This window comes from Solibacillus sp. CAU 1738, assembly GCF_039888725.1.
GTDB lineage: Bacteria > Bacillota > Bacilli > Bacillales_A > Planococcaceae > Metasolibacillus.
Genome location: NZ_JBDQQN010000006.1, coordinates 1 through 23,665 on the forward strand (window position 1 = coordinate 1; position 23,665 = coordinate 23,665).

The 23,665-nt window shown below is 37.9% G+C and carries 22 protein-coding genes, 8 tRNA genes, 1 rRNA gene and 1 pseudogene; 3 read left to right on the top strand and 29 right to left on the bottom strand.

The features are described from left to right. The 21 genes and pseudogenes from AAFN87_RS15870 to acpS form a co-directional block, all read right to left on the bottom strand. Nucleotides 1-122, bottom strand: a 16S ribosomal RNA gene (locus tag AAFN87_RS15870); the annotation flags it as partial. 287 nt (nt 123-409) lie between these two features. Continuing rightward, nucleotides 410-483: transfer RNA gene (locus tag AAFN87_RS15875), tRNA-Gly, on the bottom strand. A gap of 20 nt (nt 484-503) precedes the next feature. After that, nucleotides 504-580: transfer RNA gene (locus AAFN87_RS15880), tRNA-Arg, on the bottom strand. A 21-nt stretch (nt 581-601) separates the two neighbouring features. After that, a tRNA-Leu gene (locus AAFN87_RS15885) sits at nt 602-687 on the bottom strand. A 60-nt stretch (nt 688-747) separates the two neighbouring features. Continuing rightward, nucleotides 748-823: transfer RNA gene (locus AAFN87_RS15890), tRNA-Lys, on the bottom strand. 6 nt (nt 824-829) lie between these two features. Then, nucleotides 830-904: transfer RNA gene (locus tag AAFN87_RS15895), tRNA-Gln, on the bottom strand. Between the two features lie 5 nt (nt 905-909). Next, nucleotides 910-985: transfer RNA gene (locus AAFN87_RS15900), tRNA-Asp, on the bottom strand. A gap of 32 nt (nt 986-1,017) precedes the next feature. Beyond that, nucleotides 1,018-1,092, bottom strand: a tRNA-Glu gene (locus AAFN87_RS15905). 1 nt (nt 1,093) lies between these two features. After that, a tRNA-Asn gene (locus tag AAFN87_RS15910) sits at nt 1,094-1,168 on the bottom strand. Between the two features lie 220 nt (nt 1,169-1,388). Next, nucleotides 1,389-1,859 (bottom strand): SprT family protein, encoded by a 471-nt coding sequence (locus AAFN87_RS15915; RefSeq protein WP_347792051.1) that lies wholly within the window; start codon nt 1,857-1,859, stop codon nt 1,389-1,391. A 290-nt stretch (nt 1,860-2,149) separates the two neighbouring features. Then, on the bottom strand, nt 2,150-4,324 hold the full coding sequence (locus AAFN87_RS15920; protein WP_347792220.1) for a Tex family protein: 2,175 nt from the start codon (nt 4,322-4,324) through the stop codon (nt 2,150-2,152). A gap of 123 nt (nt 4,325-4,447) precedes the next feature. Then, entirely contained in the window at nt 4,448-5,233 is a 786-nt protein-coding gene (gene sigB, locus AAFN87_RS15925) for an RNA polymerase sigma factor SigB (RefSeq protein ID WP_347792052.1), read from the bottom strand. Continuing rightward, nucleotides 5,211-5,681: an anti-sigma B factor RsbW gene (gene rsbW / locus AAFN87_RS15930; RefSeq protein WP_347792053.1), complete on the bottom strand. Its 471-nt coding sequence runs from the start codon at nt 5,679-5,681 to the stop codon at nt 5,211-5,213. The genes sigB and rsbW overlap by 23 nt, the downstream gene beginning before the upstream one ends. Continuing rightward, entirely contained in the window at nt 5,668-6,012 is a 345-nt protein-coding gene (locus AAFN87_RS15935; RefSeq protein ID WP_347792221.1) for an STAS domain-containing protein, read from the bottom strand. The genes rsbW and AAFN87_RS15935 overlap by 14 nt, the downstream gene beginning before the upstream one ends. Before the next feature lie 76 nt (nt 6,013-6,088). Continuing rightward, nucleotides 6,089-7,084 (bottom strand): PP2C family protein-serine/threonine phosphatase, encoded by a 996-nt coding sequence (locus AAFN87_RS15940; RefSeq protein WP_347792054.1) that lies wholly within the window; start codon nt 7,082-7,084, stop codon nt 6,089-6,091. A 15-nt stretch (nt 7,085-7,099) separates the two neighbouring features. Further along, nucleotides 7,100-7,492: an anti-sigma regulatory factor gene (locus AAFN87_RS15945; protein WP_347792055.1), complete on the bottom strand. Its 393-nt coding sequence runs from the start codon at nt 7,490-7,492 to the stop codon at nt 7,100-7,102. Between the two features lie 371 nt (nt 7,493-7,863). Beyond that, nucleotides 7,864-8,214, bottom strand: coding sequence for a type II toxin-antitoxin system PemK/MazF family toxin (locus AAFN87_RS15950; RefSeq protein WP_347792056.1), 351 nt, complete (start codon nt 8,212-8,214; stop codon nt 7,864-7,866). Nucleotides 8,215-8,218: 4 nt separating this feature from the next. Next, nucleotides 8,219-8,359: pseudogene (locus AAFN87_RS20075) on the bottom strand (transcriptional regulator); the annotation flags it as partial. A gap of 285 nt (nt 8,360-8,644) precedes the next feature. Then, nucleotides 8,645-9,763, bottom strand: a complete 1,119-nt coding sequence (alr, locus tag AAFN87_RS15960) for an alanine racemase (protein ID WP_347792058.1) — start codon at nt 9,761-9,763, stop codon at nt 8,645-8,647. A gap of 230 nt (nt 9,764-9,993) precedes the next feature. After that, nucleotides 9,994-10,998: a LolA family protein gene (locus AAFN87_RS15965; protein WP_347792059.1), complete on the bottom strand. Its 1,005-nt coding sequence runs from the start codon at nt 10,996-10,998 to the stop codon at nt 9,994-9,996. Nucleotides 10,999-11,064: 66 nt separating this feature from the next. Further along, nucleotides 11,065-11,418 (bottom strand): holo-ACP synthase, encoded by a 354-nt coding sequence (gene acpS / locus AAFN87_RS15970; protein WP_347792060.1) that lies wholly within the window; start codon nt 11,416-11,418, stop codon nt 11,065-11,067. Between the two features lie 67 nt (nt 11,419-11,485). On the opposite strand from acpS, the gene AAFN87_RS15975 reads away from it, so the two are divergent. Then, nucleotides 11,486-12,091, top strand: a complete 606-nt coding sequence (locus AAFN87_RS15975) for a rhomboid family intramembrane serine protease (protein WP_347792061.1) — start codon at nt 11,486-11,488, stop codon at nt 12,089-12,091. Between the two features lie 206 nt (nt 12,092-12,297). Here AAFN87_RS15975 and AAFN87_RS15980 read toward each other — a convergent pair whose 3' ends face one another. From AAFN87_RS15980 to AAFN87_RS16015, 7 genes are all read right to left on the bottom strand, one after another. Continuing rightward, nucleotides 12,298-13,761 (bottom strand): PH domain-containing protein, encoded by a 1,464-nt coding sequence (locus tag AAFN87_RS15980; RefSeq protein ID WP_347792062.1) that lies wholly within the window; start codon nt 13,759-13,761, stop codon nt 12,298-12,300. Continuing rightward, on the bottom strand, nt 13,751-14,230 hold the full coding sequence (locus AAFN87_RS15985; RefSeq protein ID WP_347792063.1) for a PH domain-containing protein: 480 nt from the start codon (nt 14,228-14,230) through the stop codon (nt 13,751-13,753). Before AAFN87_RS15985 ends, AAFN87_RS15980 begins: the two co-directional genes overlap by 11 nt. 111 nt (nt 14,231-14,341) lie before the next feature. After that, on the bottom strand, nt 14,342-15,889 hold the full coding sequence (gene cshA / locus AAFN87_RS15990; protein WP_347792064.1) for a degradosome RNA helicase CshA: 1,548 nt from the start codon (nt 15,887-15,889) through the stop codon (nt 14,342-14,344). Between the two features lie 374 nt (nt 15,890-16,263). Then, nucleotides 16,264-16,956, bottom strand: coding sequence for an alpha/beta hydrolase (locus tag AAFN87_RS15995; protein ID WP_347792065.1), 693 nt, complete (start codon nt 16,954-16,956; stop codon nt 16,264-16,266). Between the two features lie 337 nt (nt 16,957-17,293). Further along, entirely contained in the window at nt 17,294-18,655 is a 1,362-nt protein-coding gene (locus AAFN87_RS16005) for a UDP-N-acetylmuramoyl-tripeptide--D-alanyl-D-alanine ligase (protein WP_347792066.1), read from the bottom strand. A gap of 12 nt (nt 18,656-18,667) precedes the next feature. Further along, entirely contained in the window at nt 18,668-19,738 is a 1,071-nt protein-coding gene (locus AAFN87_RS16010; protein ID WP_347792067.1) for a D-alanine--D-alanine ligase, read from the bottom strand. A 103-nt stretch (nt 19,739-19,841) separates the two neighbouring features. Beyond that, the gene (locus AAFN87_RS16015) at nt 19,842-20,585 is read right to left on the bottom strand and encodes a hypothetical protein (protein WP_347792068.1); all 744 of its coding nucleotides are present in this window, start codon (nt 20,583-20,585) and stop codon (nt 19,842-19,844) included. Between the two features lie 177 nt (nt 20,586-20,762). On the opposite strand from AAFN87_RS16015, the gene AAFN87_RS16020 reads away from it, so the two are divergent. After that, entirely contained in the window at nt 20,763-21,956 is a 1,194-nt protein-coding gene (locus AAFN87_RS16020; RefSeq protein WP_347792069.1) for an FtsW/RodA/SpoVE family cell cycle protein, read from the top strand. Between the two features lie 73 nt (nt 21,957-22,029). Here the strand turns inward: AAFN87_RS16020 and AAFN87_RS16025 are convergent, their stop codons facing one another. Further along, complete coding sequence (locus AAFN87_RS16025) at nt 22,030-22,167, bottom strand: Lmo0850 family protein (protein WP_347792070.1); 138 nt, start codon at nt 22,165-22,167, stop codon at nt 22,030-22,032. A gap of 334 nt (nt 22,168-22,501) precedes the next feature. On the opposite strand from AAFN87_RS16025, the gene AAFN87_RS16030 reads away from it, so the two are divergent. Next, the gene (locus AAFN87_RS16030) at nt 22,502-23,662 is read left to right on the top strand and encodes an MFS transporter (protein ID WP_347792071.1); all 1,161 of its coding nucleotides are present in this window, start codon (nt 22,502-22,504) and stop codon (nt 23,660-23,662) included. Nucleotides 23,663-23,665 lie beyond the last annotated feature (3 nt).

Below are 23,665 nucleotides of genomic sequence, written 5' to 3' on the forward strand. Positions count from 1 at the left end.
TTACTCACCCGTCCGCCGCTAACGTTTTGTCGGTGCAAGCACCAACAAAACGTCCGCTCGACTTGCATGTATTAGGCACGCCGCCAGCGTTCGTCCTGAGCCAGGATCAAACTCTCCATAAAAAAGAAAATTTGATTAGCTCAAATTTTTGCTGGCATCAATTTTGATGTCCAAAATTTTTGTTTCATAATTAAATGAAACTTTATTGATTAACGTTTTGCTTGTTCAGTTTTCAAGGTTCATTGTGTTAGCCACTTATCGGCGACAACTTTTATATCATAACACTTACCGAAGTTCGTGTCAACAACTTTTTTAAAAAAGTTGTTTAGTTACATCCGTTACTCAAATGAGTAACTCTTGTATAGTAACATGTCATTCGGTTCGTGTCAACTGTTTTTTTAAAAAACAGTGGAGCGGGTGATGAGAATCGAACTCACGACATCAGCTTGGAAGGCTGAGGTTTTACCATTAAACTACACCCGCGTAATTTGATTAAATTAATATGGCGCGCCCGACAGGAGTCGAACCCATAACCTTCTGATCCGTAGTCAGACGCTCTATCCAATTGAGCTACGGGCGCTAAATAAAATTATAACTTATCTGGTGCGGCCGAGAGGACTTGAACCTCCACGGGGTTGCCCCCACTAGGCCCTCAACCTAGCACGTCTGCCATTCCGCCACGACCGCATTCAAATTAGCAAGACTTTTATTATTATACACGAGTATGATAATATGTCAAATTGAAAGTGGTGAGCCATGAAGGACTCGAACCTTCGACCCTCTGATTAAAAGTCAGATGCTCTACCAACTGAGCTAATGGCTCTCAAAGTGGCTGGGGTACTAGGATTCGAACCTAGGCATGACGGAATCAAAATCCGTTGCCTTACCGCTTGGCTATACCCCAACAAATGGCGGTCCCGACCGGGATCGAACCGGCGATCTCCTGCGTGACAGGCAGGCATGTTAACCGCTACACCACGGGACCATTACTTGAGTAAGTTATTTAATTAATGAAAATGGTGACCCGTACGGGATTCGAACCCGTGTTACCGCCGTGAAAGGGCGGTGTCTTAACCGCTTGACCAACGGGCCATGGCTCCGAAGGTAGGACTCGAACCTACGACCAACCGGTTAACAGCCGGTTGCTCTACCACTGAGCTACTTCGGAATAATGTTGTCTTATCGACTTCATCTTGTCGACTTTTATTATTATAGCCACATCTCTATACATCGTCAACACTTTTTTCGTTTTTTTATCAAATTCTTATGGCGCAAATCAAAAAACACTGTTATATCAACGTTTATATAATATAAACATTGATTAAAACACTAACGTATTTACATATTGTACCCGACATTTAATTCATCAAACCTTATATCAATAAAATTCATTCGAATTTTTCACTGTTAATTAATCGAATAGCACCGTTACAGTAACTACAGCGGTATTTACTAACATTCATTTTCCGTTTTCTACTATATAATCGTTTACAATTAATGCATTGATATGTGTGGATTGTTATTATACGCTTTTTATCCTTTTCTTCTATAGAAGAGCAAAAACGGGGGGCACCAACTTTCTTCAATAGCAATCGGAAATCTTGATCGCGATGTTTATAGCCCATCCCTCGAATATGCAAATGATAGTGGCAAAGCTCATGTAAAATAATACCCCGCAGCTCCTCAATACCAAAGTGCTCATATAATTGCTTATTCAACTCAATATTATGTGTACGCAATAAATAACGACCGCCTGTTGTTTTTAAGCGACTATTAAAATATGCTCTATGTAAAAATGGTACTTGAAAATATTGCTGTGATAATTCTTCTACTAATAATTGTAGCTCTGTATCCGTCATCTTATTCCCTCCATGAAAAAGGGGTTGTCCTAAAAACCCTCTACTATAAAAAAAGGTAATTATATCGTTAAAAATTCGATGGGGCTCAAGCACTGCCCTGAACCTCCTCGGAGAAACAGGTTGTTATTACACAGGCTTTGTCACACAACGTGACGGTTTTAGCCTTTGTTCATTTAACGCTGTTCACGTAAAAATGCTGTGCCGCCCCATCAACTACTATTTAAAGCGTAAATTTACTACATCAGTCTTATAAGTATAAGGCAGCCATACTTATGGACAGCCTTTTTAGTTTAATCAATTTGTTGCTCTGGTGGTAGCATCGTCAATGAGATACGCCCTTTCGTCGCTTCTACTTTTTCAACCCAAACAGTAACTATATCCCCAAGCGCTACTACTTCAAGTGGATGCTTTATACGACGTTTTTGTAATTTTGAAATGTGCACAAGTCCGTCTTGCTTCACTCCGATATCGACAAAGGCACCAAAATCAACAACGTTTCGCACTGTGCCTTGTAGTTCCATTCCTACTTTCAAATCTTCCATTTTTAATACATCTGTTTTTAACAATGGCTGCGGGAAGGCATCACGAGGGTCACGAGATGGCTTCATTAATGTATCAACAATATCTTTAATCGTTACTTCGCCCACTTCAAGTGTTTTACTTAAATCTTCAATCGATAATGCAGCAATCGCTTCTTCTGCTTTTTTTGTTCCGACATCCTTTTTAGACAACTTCGCTACTCCTAAAATTTGTTCCGCCAGTTTATAGCTTTCGGGGTGAATACCTGTCGCATCAAGTGGATTTTTCGCCGCCGGAATGCGCAGGAAGCCGATTGCTTGCTCATATGTTTTAGCACCTAACCGCGGAATTTTTTTCAGTTGTGCACGTGATGTAAATTTGCCATTCTCACTTCGTACATTCACAATATTTTCCGCCACTGTTTTTGATAGTCCTGATACGTATTGCAATAACGATGCTGATGCTGTATTTACATCGACACCGACTTGGTTTACAGCCGTTTCTACTATAAAAGTAAGTGACTCTGCTAATTGCTTTTGTGATACATCATGCTGGTACTGACCAACACCTACCGCTTTAGGCTCAATTTTCACAAGTTCTGATAATGGATCCTGTAAACGTCTTGCAATCGATACCGCGCTACGTTGTTCTACTTGTAAATCAGGGAATTCCGCACGGGCTACTTCTGAAGCAGAGTACACCGATGCTCCAGCTTCATTGACAATGACATACGCTACATCTTCTGTATCGCGCTCTTTTAATACTTCGGCTATGAATTGCTCCGTTTCACGCGAAGCTGTGCCGTTACCGATAGCAATAATACTAATTGGATAGCGGTCTAACATTGCACTAACAACCGACTTTGCTTTAGCAACATCCGGCTTTGGCGGATGAGGATATATGGCTGTCACTTCTAGCATTTTCCCTGTTTCGTCCACTACAGCTAGTTTACAACCTGTGCGATATGCCGGATCTACACCTAGTACCATTTTGCCGCGCATTGGTGGTTGCAGTAATAGATTACGCAAGTTTTCTGAGAAAATGTGTATTGCTTGGGCCTCAGCTTTTTCTGTTAATTCATTACGTAACTCACGCTCAATCGAAGGCTGAATTAAACGTTTATAGCTATCAACTATTGCTGCTTGCACTTCAACAACCGATGACGATGTATTATTTTTCGGAATCCACTCATTCTCCATTATTTGTGTAGCGCGCTCTACTGGCACAACAATAGATACTTTTAAAATGTCTTCCTTTTCGCCGCGGTTTATCGCTAAAATACGGTGTGGCACAATACGATTAACCGGCTCTTCATATGCATAATACATTTCAAATACTTGCTTTTCGTCCTTTTCCGCATTTTTCTCAGCTGTTTCTACTTTTCCTTCGCGCCATGATAATTTACGTAAACGGTCACGTATTGCCGCATCATCGGCAAAACGCTCTGCTAAAATTGCACGGGCTCCAGACAACGCATCCTCACTTGTTTCTACCGCTTTTTCTGGATTGATAAAGCGCTCTGCTACTAATGCTATATCTTCTTTTCCAAATTGCATCATAATATCAGCTAACGGCTCAAGGCCACTTTCTTTCGCTATTGTTGCTTTTGTACGGCGTTTTTGTTTATATGGTCGGTATAAATCCTCAACTCGTTGCAATACCGTTGCTGCTGTAATAGCAGTTTTTAATTCTTCTGTTAGTTTCCCTTGCTCATCGATTAAACGTAGTACTTCTTCTTTTCTTTTTTCAAGTTGCTGTAAATACTGAAAGCGGTCTTCAATCGCTTTAATTTGCACCTCATCTAATGAGCCTGTCGCTTCCTTTCGATAACGTGCAATAAAAGGCACGGTATTGCTATCCTCTAACAACTTTATTACAGCCTCTACTTGATGAGGTTTCACATTTGTATCTGCTGCAATGATTTTTAACATTTGATTTTGATCCACAATCATCACTGTCCTTCCCATTAATCCCCTTCTATATTATCATTCATTGGACGAGTTCAGCTAACTCGAACCAAACAAAAAAATAAGTCTACCATTCTCATAGTAGACTTATTAGTTATTAAATTAAAATGAAAGACTACCACTTGATATAATCGCTTCCTGTAGTTTTTTTATTGCTTTTCGCTGAATACGCGAAACGTGCATTTGAGAAATACCGAGACGTTCACCAGCTTCTTTTTGACTTAGTTGTTCTAAGTAGGTGAGTTGAATAATTTGTTTTTCGCGCTCATTTAATATGTCCATCGCATCTGCAACAATCATCCGTCTGTTTGCCCTCTCAAAGCCATCATCTTCTTTGCCGATGACATCAAATAACGTAATAGTACTGCTATCCGAATCTAGCTCGATTGAATGATCCATGGATAGAGCTTGATAGCTACGACCTAATTCCATCGCTTCTAGCACGTCCTCTTCCTGCACATCTAAATAACTAGCAATTTCATTAATTGATGGAGGACGTTGATAGTCAATTGTTAAAGCTTCAACCGTACTAATAATACGTGATCCTAATTCCTTTATACGACGAGGCACATGTACGTCCCAAGTTTTATCTCGTAAAAAACGTTTAATTTCACCTATGATAGTCGGTATAGCAAACGCTTCAAAGCTTTTACCAAACGCAGGGTCAAAACGGCGAATCGCTCCAAGCAAGCCTAACATACCTACTTGTACAATATCATCATAATCAGATTTACCATGAGAATATTTACGAGCGATCGATTCAACGAGTTGCCTGTAATGGTTCACTAAGCTTGTTTGTGCACTATCATCTTGCACTTCTTGATATTGAACAATCCATTGGAATACATCTACTTGTCGAGAATTTTTAGGTAGTAATTCTTTCGACATTCTCTACCACCTGCTCTCTCGTGACATATTTCGTCATGAAAACAGTAACACCGCCTTCATTATTTAACTTTACCTCATCCATTAAGGCTTCCATTAAATAAAGACCTAAGCCCCCTTCACGTAACATGGCAATATTTTCATTTTCATTATAAGGCCCTATTTTTGATTTGATTTCTTCAAAATTAAAGCCACTGCCATAGTCCGCTACCATAATTTCAATTTTATTTTTAAATAGGGCACACCCCAGGACGATCTCACCTTCTTCATGGCCAGTATAAGCATGATGAACAACATTTGTAACCGCTTCGCCTGTCGCAATTTTCAAATCTTCAATTTCGTCGTAAGTAAAACCGATTCGCATCGCAAGTCCCGATATAGCCAAACGAATTACACTAGCATATTGCGACTTTGCAGGAACTCTAATTTCAATGTAGTCAAATGCTCTCATAACTTAACTCCACCTTCTTGTCCATTTCAATATCCATTAAGTCACTTAAACCTGTAATATCAAAAAGGCGACCTAAACGATTCGTTAATCCTACGAGCTTTAATTGAGCATTTTCTTTCGTTACTTTTTTATAGAAAGCTACTATGATACCTAAGCCTGTACTATCCATATAACTAATTTTCGATAAATTCAACTCAATTAACATGCCATTTGCGACACGAATGGCATCTAGCTCCGCGCGTAGAATAGGAGCTGTGTACGTATCAATTTCTCCTTCAATTAAACCTCTTGTAACATTTCCATCTTCTCGAAACTGAACATTTACATTCATCATGAGACACCTCCAGTCAAGCTATACTACATTTCCCTTTACACACAACTTTAAACCTAATTTTTTTAAAATATTTTCATTTTTTGAAAATTACAACAGTAAAATCATCTTCCAAACCAAACTTCTGAAGCTTTTGTAGTTCTTCATAAATCGCTTCACACATTTGTTGCGCGCTTAAGTGACAAAGGCTACGTGCCAGATTCCCTATAATTTCACGGGAATTAATCGTTTCATCTTTTCGAAATTCAGTTACACCATCCGTCATCATAATTATAAAATCATTGTTTTGTAATTGGACTTCAAACTGCGGATATTTAACTTCGGGCATTACCCCAAGAAGTAATCCTTTTGATTCTAAATCATAAAAAGTATCTTCTACCGAACTATAGTAAAGTGCTGGTTCATGCCCTGCTGAACCGTATGTAAATAAATCATTTACAATATCAAAGCGACCGTAAAACATCGACACGAACATACTATCATCTACACTTTTTTCAATAATACGATTTAGCACTTCCAATACATACGCTGGATTATTTTCTGCATACTCTAACGTATCAAGCCCATATTTGACCATAGACATACAAAGCGCTGCAGGCACACCTTTACCAACGACATCCGTAACAGCAACTCCTACATATGTATCATCATCCATTAAAAAGTGAACATAATCACCATTCATTTTGCGAATAGGAATAGAAACCATACCAATATCAATTTGATTTGTATTTGGGACAGTTGTTTTCAACATCAAATTTTGAATATTCGCAGCTACATTCATTTCAATTCGCAGCTCTTCCTGCCGCTCTAGTAAGCTTTGACGTTCCTTTAACGTAAGTCCAAAATGAACCATAATTTCGATTAAAAAGTCATAACCATGTGCACTTGCAGGTGGTAAATCGGGTGAAATTTCCTCGATTGCGTGTTTATGCATACCAATTACTTCTTCAGGCGTTATTTTTTTTTGAATTAATTGGCGAATAAAATTTTGGCCTATATATAAATTTCGTTCAGTTTGATTTTCAATATAATCTGCTAATATCTTTTTATATTGAATTTGAAGTTCATTCAAAAATCCCACATCCTATCATAGCCATTTTTCTGTACGCACGGTTGTCCCTTCTCCTAGTCGGGACTGGACTTCCAAACCATCCATTAAACGCTTCACCCCAGGCAAGCCCGCTCCAAGTCCCCCTGATGTAGAAAATCCGTCCTCCATCACACATCGAATATCAACAATTCCTGGACCATTGTCTGTAGCTGTTATTGCAATACCTTGCCTACCGTCTTTTTCTAATCTTTCTATAATAATTTCTCCTGCATGTGCATATAAGTAAATATTCCTCGCTAATTCACTTACTGCCGTCGTAATACGCGCTTGATCTACTGTTCCGAATCCAATAGATTTTGCTTTATTACGTCCTAATTGGCGTGCAGTTACAATATCCCACTCTGTGATAATTTCTACAGTAGATCTCATGTTTCTCATACCCCAATTCTGTCAGGAGATTATATTTCCATATTATTCGCCCTATTGTACAACGTTTTTTAATCTATTCACCTCTCGCTTTTTTATGTATCTTCATATTTCACCAAAATACTATTCTCCCTGTTTTACACCACGCTATTTGTCGATAAAATATTGAACGCTATTTTACCTTCTATATCAATAAGCAATATTCGGAAAATTCATTATTTACAATCCCCACTACCATACTATAAATTAATATTTAAGGGAATCAATTTATGTTAATTAATTACAAATTGATTACAATTTAATTAACATTACCTAATAAAAGGGTATAAAAAAAATCGAAACAACAATTGTTCCGATGTTTTTATTTTTATGTATTAAAAACTTACGAGGCCTAAACTAATTCCTAATGCCAAATCTACCTTTTCCATCAATTCATCATCGAGCTGAGTTATCCGATCTGTTAATCGTGATTTATCAATAGTACGCAATTGCTCGAGCAAAATTACCGAGTCCCGTTCAAAGCCATATTTCTTAGCATTGATTTCGACATGTGTGGGTAATTTTGCTTTTTGAATTTGCGCAGTAATTGCTGCAATGATGACGGTTGGGCTAAATCTATTTCCAATATCATTTTGAATAATTAATACAGGTCTTGTACCACCTTGTTCAGAACCAACAACAGGTGATAAATCTGCAAAAAAAACGTCTCCACGCTTCACAATCAACTTGTCATCTCCCGCTAACGAGACGCTCCACCATATGTTCCGCTTCATACTCTGCATACAGACATTCGCTGCAAATAGACAGATTAATATGCGACATCTCCACATAGCCCTTTATTAAAGCTTCCCGTATTTGATTTGGTTGCGCATGTTTCACAATTTTACGTTTCGAAACATACGACATTTCGCCATCACGAAAACTTCTTTGGTCAAACGTTTGCTGAAATTCAATTAATAATTCGCTGGAATAGCTAACTACTTCATTCATTTTTTCGTGTACACAACAAGCACCTCCAAAAAAACCGCAAAGCCCGCAAAGCTTCTACTTTTCATATACTAATTTTAACATTGAATACATGCAATGAAAAGACAAGAAATTTAAAAAAATGACAATTCTTGTTTTTTGTCCGGTTTTTGTCGAAAGTACTATTTTTTAGTTGCTGTATATTCTCGGCACTCGGTTTGTAATAATACATGGTACTTCATAATTGATTGTTTCAAGTTTACCTGCCCAATCATCAATCGAAATCGTCACACCTTGTTGTGTACCAATAAGCGTAACTTTCTCTCCGATATTATATGCAGTAGGAAGTAATATCATACATTGATCCATACAAATTCGCCCAATAATCGGTGCAAATTTTCCGTCCACTAATACATTTTGTCCACATAATTTTCGAATCATACCATCAGCATAGCCAATCGGTAATGTACCTACATAACAATCTTCTTCTGCCGTATACGTTGCCCCATATCCAACCGATTGACCTGCCTTTATTTTTTTCACATAAACGAGTTCTGTTTGAAGTGAAAAGGCCGGGCGTAGTGGAAATGGTAAAATTGTTTCAACATACGGGGATGGCGCTAAACCGTACATCGAAATACCGTACCGGACCGCATCGAATTGCAATGATGCATCTTTAATGAGTGATGTTGCTGTATTCGCTACATGCACAAGACGAGGCTTCTTCGGAAGGAGCTGTAGAAAATCTTTGAACATCTTTACTTGCTTGTCAAAGTACTTTGTATCTTCTTCATCTGCCGTCGCAAAATGTGTGAAAACACCGTCTACAAGCATATGAGATGCTGCAGTAATAGCATCGTATAATTGTTGTAATTCGTCTCTAGTAGAAACACCAATTCTCCCCATACCTGTATCAATCTTAATATGTAATTTCAAAGAGCGGTCAATGTTTTGCTTTGCGGCTTGTTCGACCCATTCTTGTGAAAAAACAGCTAACATAATATCATTTGCTGCTGCATATGGCACAAACGAAATCGGTGTTGCACCTAATACTAAAATACCTACTTGCGGGAAATATTCGCGCATATGGACTGCTTCATCCGGGGTAGCTACTGCTAGTATAGTTGCTCCTGCTTCCATAGCAGTACGCGCTACCTCTATATCCCCGTGACCGTATGCATTTGCTTTTACAACGGCAATAATTTGAACTTCAGGTTGTAACATATTTTTTAAGTGTACAACATTATCTCGAATTGCTTGCAAATCAATTACTGCCTTTGTCGGACGAAAGCATTGAATATTTTCCATTTTTTAATTACCCTCTTTTATAATTTATAAACTATATTTTGCGATTTTTATTTTTTACCGTCCAACAAAGTTAAGAAAGCTTTTTAAAATTAACGGGCAGTTATTTCCCGATTTTCTAATAGAGAAAACAAGGAAGTAATCACGAGAATAAGCTGCCCGTAAATACCGTATTCTTTCAACTAATCATGTATGTGCTGTTGGGCTGTTACTTCTAGGATTGACATTTCGTGTTATTTCATACTTCCGGCTGTTACAGAAGCTGCGACTTCAATCATTTCTTCACGCGTCAATTTATTTGATGCGATGAAGAATGAAATGCCGTCTTTCTCCCAGCTTATCGAATGATCTGTAATAGCGCCTATCGCGAATCCTAAATCTGCTGGATCACCTGGTGCAAATACAGGCAGTTTCGTGTCTTCAATAACTACCGGCTGTTGCATTAAAGTAAATGCCTTTTCACCTTCATAAGTTAAAATAACTCTCTTTGTCCCTTGATCATCTATAGCTTGCTCTTCAACTATCTTAGTATTATCCCATTGAATAATAGGATAATGTGTTTGGAATTCTTTATTTTCTATATCGGCACTTGCCGTATCTTTTTCTCCATTTTCTAAAAATTTCTCGACCGCATATTCTTCTGCTTTATGCGTAATACCAAGCTTTACTTCTTTAAATGTAATCGCAATTTGTTCTTCACCAGCTTCATTAAAAATAGCAACTCGCTGTGGTAGCAATGATTTCTTTTCGACTGTAATTGCTTGTGCTGGCATGCCAGTTTTGTCACCATTACGTGTTGCAGCACTAAATACGTAAGAGTCTTCTCCATCCTCCATTTGTAGCTTTTTATCCGCCAATATATCTTCGGCTAACGCACCAATTAAATAGGCTTGGCTATTTTGTTTTGGCCAATCGCTTTGGAATTTATACGTTTTGGATAATGCCGGAGTTACAACAAATACACCTTCCTCATTGCGCACAATCATTTGCGTCACTTTTTCATTTTGCGCTGTCACTTCAACCCGATAAAAATCCGGCTTCGTATGCCAAACATTGACGTCATATGTGCGTGGTTCACTGCCTGTCTTAATTTCCATCGATGCGCTTAATTCGTAACCTTTTGCTTCGTTCCATTTTTCGCCAATTTCTTGTACAACTTCCTCTTGTGATGCCTTGCCACAAGCGGCTAACACGAATACACAACAAAAGATGATTAATACGAGCTTTCGGTAGTGCAATATTCCATCCTTTCTCCACTTTCGCTCTGGTACTTTAACATATGGATGGACACGTCAAAATATGTCTTATCCCATTATTACAACTTGTGCAGCCGCAACTGAATTTGTGTGCGTAATGCTAATAAATCCGTCAACACGCTCACTGTCGAAAAAAAGTTCGGGTGCGCCGGCATCATTTTTTAAAATTTCAATTTGTTGGAGCTCGCAACCTTTTCCAATACCAGTGCCATTTGCTTTAGCATACGCCTCCTTTGCCGCAAAGCGTCCTGCTAAAAATTCCACTTGCCGAGATTGCGATAGCGTTACAAAAAGTGCATGCTCACGTGGTGTTAATATTCGATGTACAAATTTTTCAGAGCGCTGCATTGCCTTTTCTATGCGAGAGAGTTCAACAAGATCTAGTCCAATTCCTTTAATCACAGTAGGGTTCCCCCTTTCATTCTTTATAATAAACAATGTATAATATAGTACAAGTTGAGGTGGAAAAATGTTTATTCGTAGAGAAAGCTTTAGTCAGTATATTAAGATGTATCCAGTCGTTTCAACAATTATTGCTGTAAACATCATTATTTTTATTATTACACTAATACCTGGTATTGGTGATGAAATTTTTTATGCAGGTATCAGTGTCAATGGTTTAATCGCTGCGGGTGAATGGTGGCGTGTTATTACATCAATGTTTTTACATGCAGGCTTTATGCATATTTTATTTAATATGTTCTCACTCTTTTTATTTGGTCCCGAGCTTGAAAAAATCGCAGGAAAAATGCGCTTTTTAACAATTTATTTCCTGGCAGGTATTTTCGGTGGAGCCGCAACATTTGCATTTGAAGATGCCATGTATGCAAGCGTTGGTGCAAGTGGTGCGATTTTCGGTATTATCGGTGCTTTCGGTGCACTCGTATACTATACACGCCATACAATGCCACAGCTACGTCAAATTATTGTCCCAATTATTGTAATTAGCGTATTTATGACATTTGTACAATCCAACATTAATATCACAAGCCATTTAGGCGGTCTTGTAGCAGGGTTTATTCTCGGTCTATTTTACTTTAAACCGAAAAACATGATACGCTGGCGTAATAAATAATGGATTTTTCCTAAAAGTCCTTTTGAAATGAACCCCTACAATAGAATATCATAAGAATCTGCTCACTTTCATCTTAAGTAGGCCCAACGATTCTCCTCAGAAAGTTCTGTATTTTAAAGTGTAAGATATATGACTAAACAGCAAAAAAGTAGCATTCAATCCCTTGTTGAATCGCTACTTTTTATTATTTAGGAATAGCCCCTTTTTTATTTCCGCTCATACCAAGACATTAGTAAATCAATATCCTTTTCATCCATATTATATGCTTTCGCGGCAGCTCCACTCATGCCAGACATTACAACAACTTTTGCCGTTGCTACCCCTTTTTTCTTTTGGAAATACGTTTGGCTACGTTGAGCGATTTGGATGCGATGTTTTTCAGCAATAAATGTTATACGACTAACCGACCGATACAACATCGTTATTTGATCATCTACAATTTTAAAGCGAGCAGTTTTAAACTGCCATACACCTAGTACTAATACTGGTACGATTATTAATAGCGATAATAAGCCATATGGGAAAAAGAAATACGATAATGCGAAAATTGCCGGCACCATCCAAATAAAATCAAGTCGATAGAAAAATGGGCGTGCTTTTTTAGGTGGGCGAATCGCATCAACAAGCGTTAAATCCAAATGTGGGAACAATCGTTGTAACGGTACAAACATCTCTTTCTTTGAAATCAGAGGAAATAATACAATACGCCTATCCTTTTCCCCGCCAAAGCTACCGCCTGCACTTTCAACAACAACCGTTGCTAAACCAAACATTTGTCGAAATGGATTTTCCACAATTTTAATTGCTTGTATTCGATTTAGTGGGATTGTAATACGTTTTTTCTCAAGTAAACCACGCGTAATTATTAAACGATTATTTTCCTCTGTTACTAGAAAACTATAATAATTAAAAAATGTAATGACGACCGATACAACCCATGCGAGTAGCAACGCTATTAACACAAGTGCCGCTACTAATAACATTCCAAATTTAAGCAAATGTGCTACTTCCTCAAATATCCATTCATATGGTATATACTCAGCAAAATGAGATACAATCGCAATGACACCCGCTAATACAACCCCAATACTATTTGATGTTGTAGCGAGCACGACTAAATCTTTGTTTGATATTTTATGAATAACACGCACTGCAGGTACTATAGCTATATCATCTTCATGTGCCACAACTTTCTTATGCTTTACTTTTTTCATTTCACTTTCAATCTGGTTTGCAGCTTCACGAGTAATGGCTGTTAACTCCGCTTCTGCCTTACCTGTTTTATTACCCGCTGTTTCAACCATCACCTGTACTAAGCCAAAAACACGATGAAAAATCCCTTCATTGTAATTCAAACTTTGAATGCGATCATACGGAATATAGCGCTTTTTTTTGACGAATAAGCCGTATTCCACACGTAATTCATTGTCCTCGAACCAATAGCGAAACGTCCACCACTTCAAAATTCCATTTAACAATGAATACACAACAAAAAATAATAAAATAAATAAGGGAATCATTTCAGCAAAAAATTTTTCACTATGAATATCGAAATTAATATTAAAACCATTGGCGATAAATAACACGATAATCGGTAGCAATAAATCTTTTAATGCTTTAACGAAATTAATGACCATGGAAATTGGATGTAATTTATACTTATACATCATCTTCCGCCACCTTTGCTAGCTCCGAAATTTTCGCACGGAGCGCATCTGCATCTGCTGTTACAAGCATCGGAATTATATGTGTAGTAGCTGCCGAAGAAATAGAAATATTCGCTAAATCATACTTTTTCAATATCGGTCCCTGCCCCATATCTACATGTTGGACACGTACCATTGGAATGAGTGTACGCTTCACTATAAATAGCCCACTCTGAATTTCAATTTCTTGTTCACGTACTTCATAACGCCAAATTTTCCATCGAATATTAGGAAATAACCAAATCGTTAATATGCCAACTAAGACTACAACCGCAGTCGCTATGTAATAAACAAATGGCGGAAAATTAAATTTAAACGTTAAAAAACTAATGATACCCGCAAAGATAATGGCAATGATTGTTTCAATAATGCCGTACAAACGCCAAACCGTCTTACCTTTTTCCGGAATTTGATATTTCGGTTCCTCTCTCAACACGCTGCCCCCCTTCTCTATACTAACTATACGCAGTTATAATCGATAATGTTTCAAATAAAAAAAGTTCTAACAACTGAATGAACAGTTGTTAGAACTTTTAAAGTCAAATTAGTCTTCACTACGACGTGGACGACGGCTTCCGCCACCTTCACGGTTACCACCTTCACGACGACCGCCTGATGAACGACCACCACGATCTCCACCACGGTTACGGTCTCCACCGCCACTACGACGATCTCCTCCGCGACCACCACGATCACCACTACGGCCACCGCGTCCGCGATCTCCACCACGGCCACGGTTACCACCGCCACCTTGTGAACGTTCACGACGCATTGGTAATGGGCGCTCTTCAGAAATTGTTACAGGTGTAGCATCTGGCTCACGTGTTACTGATTTTAATGCAGCCGCTACTAAATCTACAGCGTTGTAGTTTTCCAGTAAGTCTGTTGCAAGCGTACGGTAATCACCTAATTCAGCAGATTGTAATAACTCAACTAAGTTTTCCATCGCTACTTGTTGTTGACCCGCTAAAGCTTCATTTGATGTAGGTGGCTTTAATGGTGTCATACGTTTTTTAGTTGTTTCTTCTACGATACGTAAGTAACCCATTTCACGTGGAGTTACGAATGTAACAGCAAGACCTGATTTACCAGCACGACCTGTACGGCCAATACGGTGTACATAACTTTCAGGATCTTGTGGGATATCAAAGTTGTAAACATGTGTTACACCAGAAATATCTAGACCACGTGCTGCAACGTCTGTTGCGATTAAGATATCAATTTTACCTTCTTTGAATTGACGTAATACAGAAATACGTTTTGCTTGGCTAAGGTCACCATGAATTCCTTCTGCATTGAAACCACGTAAGCTTAATGCTTGTGATAACTCGTCAACACGACGTTTTGTACGACCAAAGATAATTGCTAATTCTGGTTTTTGAACGTTGATGATGCGAGATAGTACATCAAATTTTTCACGTTCTTGTGCTTTTACGAAGAATTGCTCAATGTTTTCCATTGTTAATTCTTTCGCTTTAATTTTAACAATTTCAGGGTCATTCATGAAAGTCTCTGCAATTTTGCGAATTGCTGGAGGCATTGTAGCTGAGAATAATAAAGTTTGGCGATCAGCTGGGACATTTTCTAAAATTGAGTTAATGTCGTCGATGAAGCCCATGTTTAACATCTCATCCGCTTCGTCTAAAACTAAAGTTTGTACATCTTCAAGTTTTAAAGTACGACGGTTAATGTGATCGATAATACGACCTGGTGTACCGACAATAATTTGTGGTTTATTTTTAAGCGCACGAATTTGGCGTCCGATTTCTTGACCACCGTATACAGATAATAATTTTACGCGTTTATCGTAACCGATTTTATAAAGTTCTTCTGAAACTTGGATCGCTAATTCACGAGTTGGCGCAATAACTAATGCTTGAATGTTAGGGTTTTTAGGATCGATTTTCTCGATTAGAGGAATACCGAACGCGGCAGTTTTACCAGTACCTGTTTGCGCTTGACCTAATACATCGCGGCCGTCCATCGCAAATTTAATTGTACCTTCTTGGATTGGTGTTGCTTCTTCAAATCCCATACGTTTTACTGAACGTAATGTAGATTCGCTAATATTTAATTCTGAAAAATTTGTCAAACTCTTCAATCTCCTTTTTTTCTTATAAGTTGACAAATGGTTACATTTTCAGATGAAGTGTCGGCAAACTCGAGCCTGTATGTGGAACGCTTCCGTTACTTAAAATTCTCTCTGCGTCAAATGTTAAAGCATGCGCAGAAGCTCTCTTATATGAAAAGGAAAGCCCGGTCGTTGCCGAGCGGTTCGATTCTATTGCTGGATATGTTCTATAAAATAAAGAAAAAAATAGAATAAAACCGTTAAATTCAAAAAAAAGCACTCTTCAACAATAATAATGAAGAGCCTTCGCACAAAATGTATCCATTGCTTAACATAGTCTATCACGGTAATGTTCGGTATGCAACGATAATGCATAATCTTATTAGTCAGATTTCTTACGGTGCCTGTAGAAAATCTAATACTTGGAAAAACCATTCTTCGCAATCATCACTAAAACAAATATGATGTTCCCCATTTGCCGATAAAAAAATATGCTTTTCATTTGCTTTAAGTTGATCGTATAAAAACTGCGCTGTAATACTCGGAACGACGCTATCTTTTTCTCCTTGAACAATAAACGTCGGTACTTCTATAAAGCCAATATACGGTTCTACCTTTTTAACAACACGCGTAAACTCCACTGTAGCACTTAACGGTACATGACGTAATTGGTACTCATAGCGCTGAAATAATTCATTATCTTTTAAATGCCCGTTCACAGCCTCACGCGCCATTATTCGCAAGTCTTTCATGAGCTGTGCGGGACCCATATATTTCACAGCCGCACTAAGTAACACTAACTTTTTCACCGAGTAGCGCTTCGCTATATACAACGCAATGACACCTCCCATAGAAAAACCAATAACAACTACTTCATCTACTTTTTTCGCCAATTTTCTATATGCTATTTCCGCATCCATTAACCAATGCTCTGCCTTATAACCATGCATCGATAGCTCTTCGCCATGTCCACAAAATGTCGGAGTTTCAATTATCCAGTTCGTCCGTTCATGCAAAAACGTAAGGAACGGCTCTAATTCATAAGGACCTCCTGAAAAGCCATGTAATATAAGTACGCCGCGCTTCACATTCATCAACTCCTATTAATTCTTGATAAAATGCCAATAATTAGTTGTAGTTTATTTCTACACACCTCATTTTTGTTACATCTAACAGAGGAAAATTAAAATGATTTTTTTAGATGCTATCGTTTAAGAATATTTTAACTACAATACTCTTAAACAATACGCGCATCGCTACAAATGTTAAATCAAATGGAGAGCGCGCAAATGGAACTACAGCAAGCGAAACTGTCTTGTCAATCGTTAGAAAATGGCGCTAAAACTTACAACAGCTCATTTAATGATTTAAATGCTAATAAAACGAAAGAGGCTTAGTAGGGACATAACCCACTAAGCCTCTTTTTTAAATTGCTTGTAATATTGTTTCCAATTTCATTCCGCGTGAACCTTTTAGTAATATAATTGATTGCTCAGTTGCATCGGCTTTAATTGCTTCGATAATTGGTACATAATCTGCTTCACTATATAAAACCTGTTTCTCACTGAATGTTCCAAGTAATTTTTCATACAACCACTTCATGCGTGGACCATACAAACAAACACGCGCAATCTGTCCCGCATCAATATGCAGTGCTAGCTCCTCGTGAAATGCTTGCTCATTATCACCTAGCTCTAGCATATCTCCTAGAATAAGCCACTTCTCATTACGTATTTCAGTTGATTGAACGAACTGGATTGCTGCATGCATGGAAGTTGGTGCAGCATTATACGCATCATTAATAAATAAAACATCACCTTTTTTCACAAGTTGCATACGCATATCGGTTAATGTAACTTTTTGAAGAGATGCGCGAATTTGCTCATCTGTTAAGCCCATTGCCTTACAAATAAGCATGGCGTTCAATGTATTTTTCACTTGATGTTTCCCAAGAACAGAGATGAAGAAGTCTCCTTCAATCATCCCATGCACAGTAAAACGACTACCTGTTTCTGTTGTTTGAATAGTAGTGGCAACTAAATCATTTCCTTCTTCAAATCCAAATGATTTTGTTGTTGTATACGGGTCCTGTGCAACAAGCTCACGTAGTAATGGCTCATCTCCATCATAAATTAGAACGCCTTCTTCAAGTAAACCTTTTGTAATTTCGTATTTTGCCTGAGCAATACCCTCACGCGAGCCGAGGTCTTGCATATGTGCCTCACCAATATTCGTAATAATCGCTAAATGAGGGCGCGCAATACGAGATAAAAATTCAATTTCTCCAAAACCACTCATCCCCATTTCAAGCACCGACACTTCTGTATCCTCATCTAGCTGTAAAATGGTAATTGGTAACCCAAGCTGATTATTAAAATTACCGATTGTTTTTTGAACTTTAAAGTACGGGGATAACGCACCTGCTAAAATATCTTTCGATGATGTTTTGCCATTAGAGCCTGTAACACCAATAAATGTTGCAGAATGCTCACTACGATAAGCAATCGCCATTTGCTGTAATGCCTTTTCAGCATCATCGACAAAAATAAGTGGACGATCCTCAGGTGGGTTCGGCTCATCTATTAACCAAAGTGATGCCGCAGCTCCTTTTTCAAATGCTTGCTCAACGAATTGATGTCCATTCACAGCTTCACCACGAAATGGTACAAAAAGGTCCCCTTCTTCAATTGTACGCGTATCAATAGAGATACCCGTAACGACTGTTTCTCCAAATGCTTGCTCGTCAATTTTCAACCATGATGCTAGTTGCTTTAATGTCTTTTTCAACGTTCATCCCACTCAATCTTTATTATATTGAAGCTGTTGTTTTTCTTGATGACGCTCTATCGCTAATGAAATTAAAGTATCAATTAACTCTTCATACTTAATGCCTGTATGCTGCCATAATAACGGGTACATACTAACTGGCGTAAAACCAGGCATAGTGTTCACTTCGTTAATATATACCTCCTCGTCCGCAGTGACGAAGAAGTCCGAACGTACAAGACCAGCTCCATCTAAAATTTTGAATGCACGCTTCGCCATATTTTCCATTTCCGCTACTACTTGCGCAGGTACTTCTGCAGGAATAATAAGCGTTGTCGAACCATCTTTATATTTAGAATCATAATCATAAAACGCTGTTACGGGTTTTATTTCTCCTGCAACTGATACACGTACTTTATCATTACCTAAAACACCCATTTCAATCTCACGCGCAACAATGCCTTGCTCGATAATAATTTTACGATCGTATTGTAGCGCTAATTTTACCGCTGCGATTAATTCAGTTACGTCAGATGCTTTGCTAATACCGACACTCGATCCTAAGTTTGCTGGTTTAACAAACATTGGCCACGACAACTGCTGTTCACATTGTGCAATAATTGCCGTCTGATTGCTCTCCCACTCTCGGCGGATAAAATGCACGTAAGGGACTTGCTTTAAACCTGCAATTTCAAATAATTGTTTCATTACTACTTTATCCATACCAGCTGACGAGCTAAGTACGCCGTTGCCTACATACGGGATATTTAATACTTCAAGTAGCCCTTGAACAGTACCGTCTTCTCCGTTCGTACCATGTAGTAAAGGGAAAATTACATCAAATTGAATACGGTTATGCGCTTCAATAAATTGTGTAATATTATTAGGTAAGCTGTTTTCTTGCGTAATTTGCAATTGTTCAATTGAGTCAATTGGCGCTGTTAATTGAGGTCCCGTACGCCATTCCCCATCCAATGTAATAAAAATCGGATACACTTCATAGTTATCAAAATTTAAAGCTTGCGTCACCGCTTTTGCTGTTGAAAGCGACACTTCATGCTCCGCAGACTTTCCACCATATAATAAACCGATTTTTCTTTTCATACTGTTGACCTCCATTTTTTAAATCTTACTTTACATAATGTTCTTTGTCGTAAAAAAACACCCACCTGTTGTTGGAAATCCAAATGCAGTGGGTGCTAACTAGCTAGTTAATCAAAATAAATTCGTCATATCCTCGCTTAATAATATCGTTCAAGTCATCCCATACTTCATCCGGAAAATCATAATCGACTAAAGACCTAATTTCGATACCGTAGTTCGAATTAGGCTTATCCAGTTTATAAAGTGATAATAGTGCCCCTTCTTTAGCAAAAGGGCGACAAGCGCGCAAAACTGCTGGCTCAATCGTCGGTACATTTTTTTTAGACTTTCGTCGCCAAAACCCCCCGTTTCCTTCCCTTTCTTCAATCATTCTATTATAGACATTCGTCATTAGCTGCTCAACGTCAGCAAGAAAGCGAAAGTACACTTTTGTCATTTTATCATTTGGAGATGCATAGTAAACATATCGATTTTGTAATTTCTCAAAAAAAGGTGATGCAAGCGGTTCATGTTTATGACTTAAATAAAGCAACTCCGCCTGTTCCATTGGAGTTAACTGATTTACTTGCTTTTCATTGGAAAAATCTACCCAACATAATTCATCTTTAACATCTACTTTGACAAAGCTAGCCATATCTTCAGTAGAAATAAAGTCCAACTGTGTATGCATATTAAAGGAACCATCCTCATATACGTGTTTTAACAAAAGTAGATTACGTAAAGGTTCTACAGAAGAAAAAAACTGCTTTAGTGTTAGACCACTAAATATCACAAAATGATCCACATCATTCATATGTATATATAAGTGATGCATATAATCTTCTGCTGCCCTCATCTTTTTTGCCACTATACACAGCCCCTTTAAAACGAATAATATGCTTATTATATGCTCATTCCACATTTTTTGAAACATTTTATACTTTAGTTCGTCACAACTTTTACCTTATACCGTTTGCAGTTTTTTTCGGTATAATATGATAAAGTAAAGAATGCAAAATAAGCACTAACGAATAAGGTGGAATTCATGGAAAACAATCGTCAATTTGCGAAGCGTTTTGATTGGGCGCTCGCTTTCATATTATTAATGTTCCTTTGCATTAGTGCGCTCGCTATCGCCTCTGCTCAAACTACTGGGCAATACGGCGAAACTAACTTCGTACTAAAACAAATACAATGGTACGTTATCGGCGCAGTAATCGTGGCGTTCGTAATGTATTTTGAACCAGATCAATATAAAAAAATGGCATGGGTATTATACGGGTTCGGTATTTTGATGCTACTTGTACTCGTGTTTTTACCTGAAGGACCGGGGCAAATCGCTGAGCGAGTTAACGGTGCAAAAAGCTGGTATAAAACACCACTCGGTAATATTCAGCCGGCCGAGTTTATGAAAACTTTTTTTATTTTGGCGATGGCAAAATTAATTAGTAAGCATCACGAAAAATATACGTTAAAAACTATTAAAACTGATTTTATTTTACTAGGGAAAATCGGTGTGACATTAATTATTCCTCTTGCCTTTATTTTGACACAGCCTGACCTTGGTTCGGCGCTCGTATTTTTAGCAATTACAGCCGCACTTATAATTGTAGCAGGCGTGTCATGGAAAATTATTTTACCAGTTTTCATCGGTGGGGTAATCGCTGGTGGATCACTACTTTGGATGGCGCTTTATATGCAAGACTTTTTAGAAAAAGCATTCGGTTTCCAACCATACCAATTTGCCCGTATATATTCTTGGTTAGACCCGTATTCTTACTCTACAAGTGATGGGTATCATTTAATTACTTCATTAAACGCCATTGGTTCTGGTGAAATTTTCGGGAAAGGCTTTATGAACCGCGAAGTATATGTAGCAGAAAACCATACAGACTTTATATTCTCAGTCATCGGTGAGGAATGGGGCTTTGTTGGCGCAAGCTTCGTCATTTGCCTATACTTTTTACTTATTTATCATTTAACAAAAACAACGTTACTACTAAAAGATCCATTCTGTACATATGTTTGTGCAGGGATTATTGCAATGATAACATTCCACGTTTTCGAAAATATCGGTATGACAATCCAGCTATTACCGATTACAGGTATCCCGCTACCGTTTTTAAGCTATGGTGGTAGTTCGCTTATGGGAAATGCCCTCGCAATTGGTCTCGTATTTAGTATGCGATTCCACTATAGAACATATATGTTTTCAACAAACGATGAAGATGAAGATTAAAAAAATTCCACTGCACATATACTATGCAGTGGAATTTTATTTTATCAATATCAATAACTATCATCTAGCTTAATTAATTTTGAGCTTGCGGCGATTGCGTTGGTGGTGTTAAAACTTTTAAAAGCTCTATACGAGACTTTGTAACAGTTGCGTTCACGCCTAATTTAGATAAATTTGTAACAATTTTCTTTAAGTCGATTTCTTTCGCCATATGTTCCACCTCAACCTTTCCTAGTTAAAAATATAAACGTTCTCTATACTAAAAAGTTCCGCTCATAAGAGGTCTGACTTTTAAAACTATATTTATCATAACACTAATTCCTAATAAAAAGTTTTTCAATTATGTTACAGCTTTAAAAAGTCAAGTAATTCACACTTTATTTTTCCCTAAATAACATAACTTTAAACAGTTTTTTCATTATTTCATTGGAAATGGATTAACTTTCTGTACCGCGCATAAAAAATACCCATTTCTTACCGATTTCTTGTTTTTTTAAAATATAAAGAGGTACAATACATATATACAAATAGAAAGCGGGTTTGTCATGAAAAAAGCACTTTTATTATTAATGTCGATCCAGTTTCTTGTGTATTTAGGTTTTGCTATTATTATTCCGGTATTACCTGAAGTAATTGTCGCACAAGGCTGGGATGAAATTCATGTCGGTGGGCTACTAACTGTTTATGCACTTGCCAGTTTCTTTACTGCGCCTTTATGGGGACAATTATCTGATAAAATCGGGCGTAAGCAACTAATTTTAATTGGACTTGTTGGTTTTTGCTTAAGCTTTATTATTTTCAGCCTATTTATCGAGAATTTATTCATTTTATACGTTTCACGCGTTATCGGTGGGTTATTTTCCGGTGCACTCTATACAGCAGTAACAGGCTATATAGGAGATGTGTCAACGAATGAAAACCGTAATAAGTATATGGGCTTCATGGGAATGTCTATTGGTTTAGGTTTCATTTTTGGTCCGGCAATTGGCGGTATGTTAGGGCATGTTAGTTTGCAGCTACCATTTATTGTATCTGCCGCATTACTTGCTCTACTATTTGTTTATGCACTATTTGTACTTCGCGAACCCGAACGAAAAGGAGAAGCGAATAAACGGGCTATTATACCACAAGGAGCAAACGTTTTATTCAAGTACCGTGTTCGCTATTTATTCCTGTTCTCGTTTTTTGTAACATTCACACTGGCAGGGGTGGAAGCGACATTCCAGCTCTTCCAAATAGAACGAATTAATATTACACCTTTACAACTCGGCTATTTATTCATGTTTAGCGGTTTTGTAGATGCAGGTATTCAAGGTGGCGTCATTCGAAAAATAAAAGATGGTACAGAAACAAAATGGTTAATCGGGGCACAAATCATCACAGCAGTGGGTCTCTTACTCATTACCTTTACTTCTAATCTATTTTTTGCAGGGCTTGCATTATGCGTATTTACAGCCGGAAATGCTATCGCTCGAACTTGTGTTGTATCGCTCACTTCAAAAGAGTCGGGAGGTAAATACGGAACAGCAGCCGGCCTTACTTATTCAATGGATAATCTCGGGCGCATTATCGGACCGTTATTATTCGCATCATTATTTAAAATTGATGGTGCGCTCACATACTACATTGCATTAGCAGTTGCTTTACTGGCAATTTTAATTGTCTTAGTCTTTAAAAAATCCAAGAAAACTTTACGTGTAGAGTAATTG

Coding starts and splice junctions, on each gene's coding strand:
- AAFN87_RS15915 (WP_347792051.1), bottom strand. CDS start 1,859: ATGACGGATACAGAGCTACAATTATTAGTAGAAGAATTATCACAGCAA.
- sigB (WP_347792052.1), bottom strand. CDS start 5,233: ATGTCGAAAGAATTACTACCTAAAAATTCTCGACAAGTAGATGTATTC.
- rsbW (WP_347792053.1), bottom strand. CDS start 5,681: ATGAGAGCATTTGACTACATTGAAATTAGAGTTCCTGCAAAGTCGCAA.
- AAFN87_RS15935 (WP_347792221.1), bottom strand. CDS start 6,012: ATGAATGTAAATGTTCAGTTTCGAGAAGATGGAAATGTTACAAGAGGT.
- AAFN87_RS15945 (WP_347792055.1), bottom strand. CDS start 7,492: ATGAGATCTACTGTAGAAATTATCACAGAGTGGGATATTGTAACTGCA.
- alr (WP_347792058.1), bottom strand. CDS start 9,763: ATGGAAAATATTCAATGCTTTCGTCCGACAAAGGCAGTAATTGATTTG.
- AAFN87_RS15975 (WP_347792061.1), top strand. CDS start 11,486: ATGTTTATTCGTAGAGAAAGCTTTAGTCAGTATATTAAGATGTATCCA.
- AAFN87_RS15980 (WP_347792062.1), bottom strand. CDS start 13,761: ATGATGTATAAGTATAAATTACATCCAATTTCCATGGTCATTAATTTC.
- AAFN87_RS16010 (WP_347792067.1), bottom strand. CDS start 19,738: ATGAAAAGAAAAATCGGTTTATTATATGGTGGAAAGTCTGCGGAGCAT.
- AAFN87_RS16020 (WP_347792069.1), top strand. CDS start 20,763: ATGGAAAACAATCGTCAATTTGCGAAGCGTTTTGATTGGGCGCTCGCT.
- AAFN87_RS16025 (WP_347792070.1), bottom strand. CDS start 22,167: ATGGCGAAAGAAATCGACTTAAAGAAAATTGTTACAAATTTATCTAAA.
- AAFN87_RS16030 (WP_347792071.1), top strand. CDS start 22,502: ATGAAAAAAGCACTTTTATTATTAATGTCGATCCAGTTTCTTGTGTAT.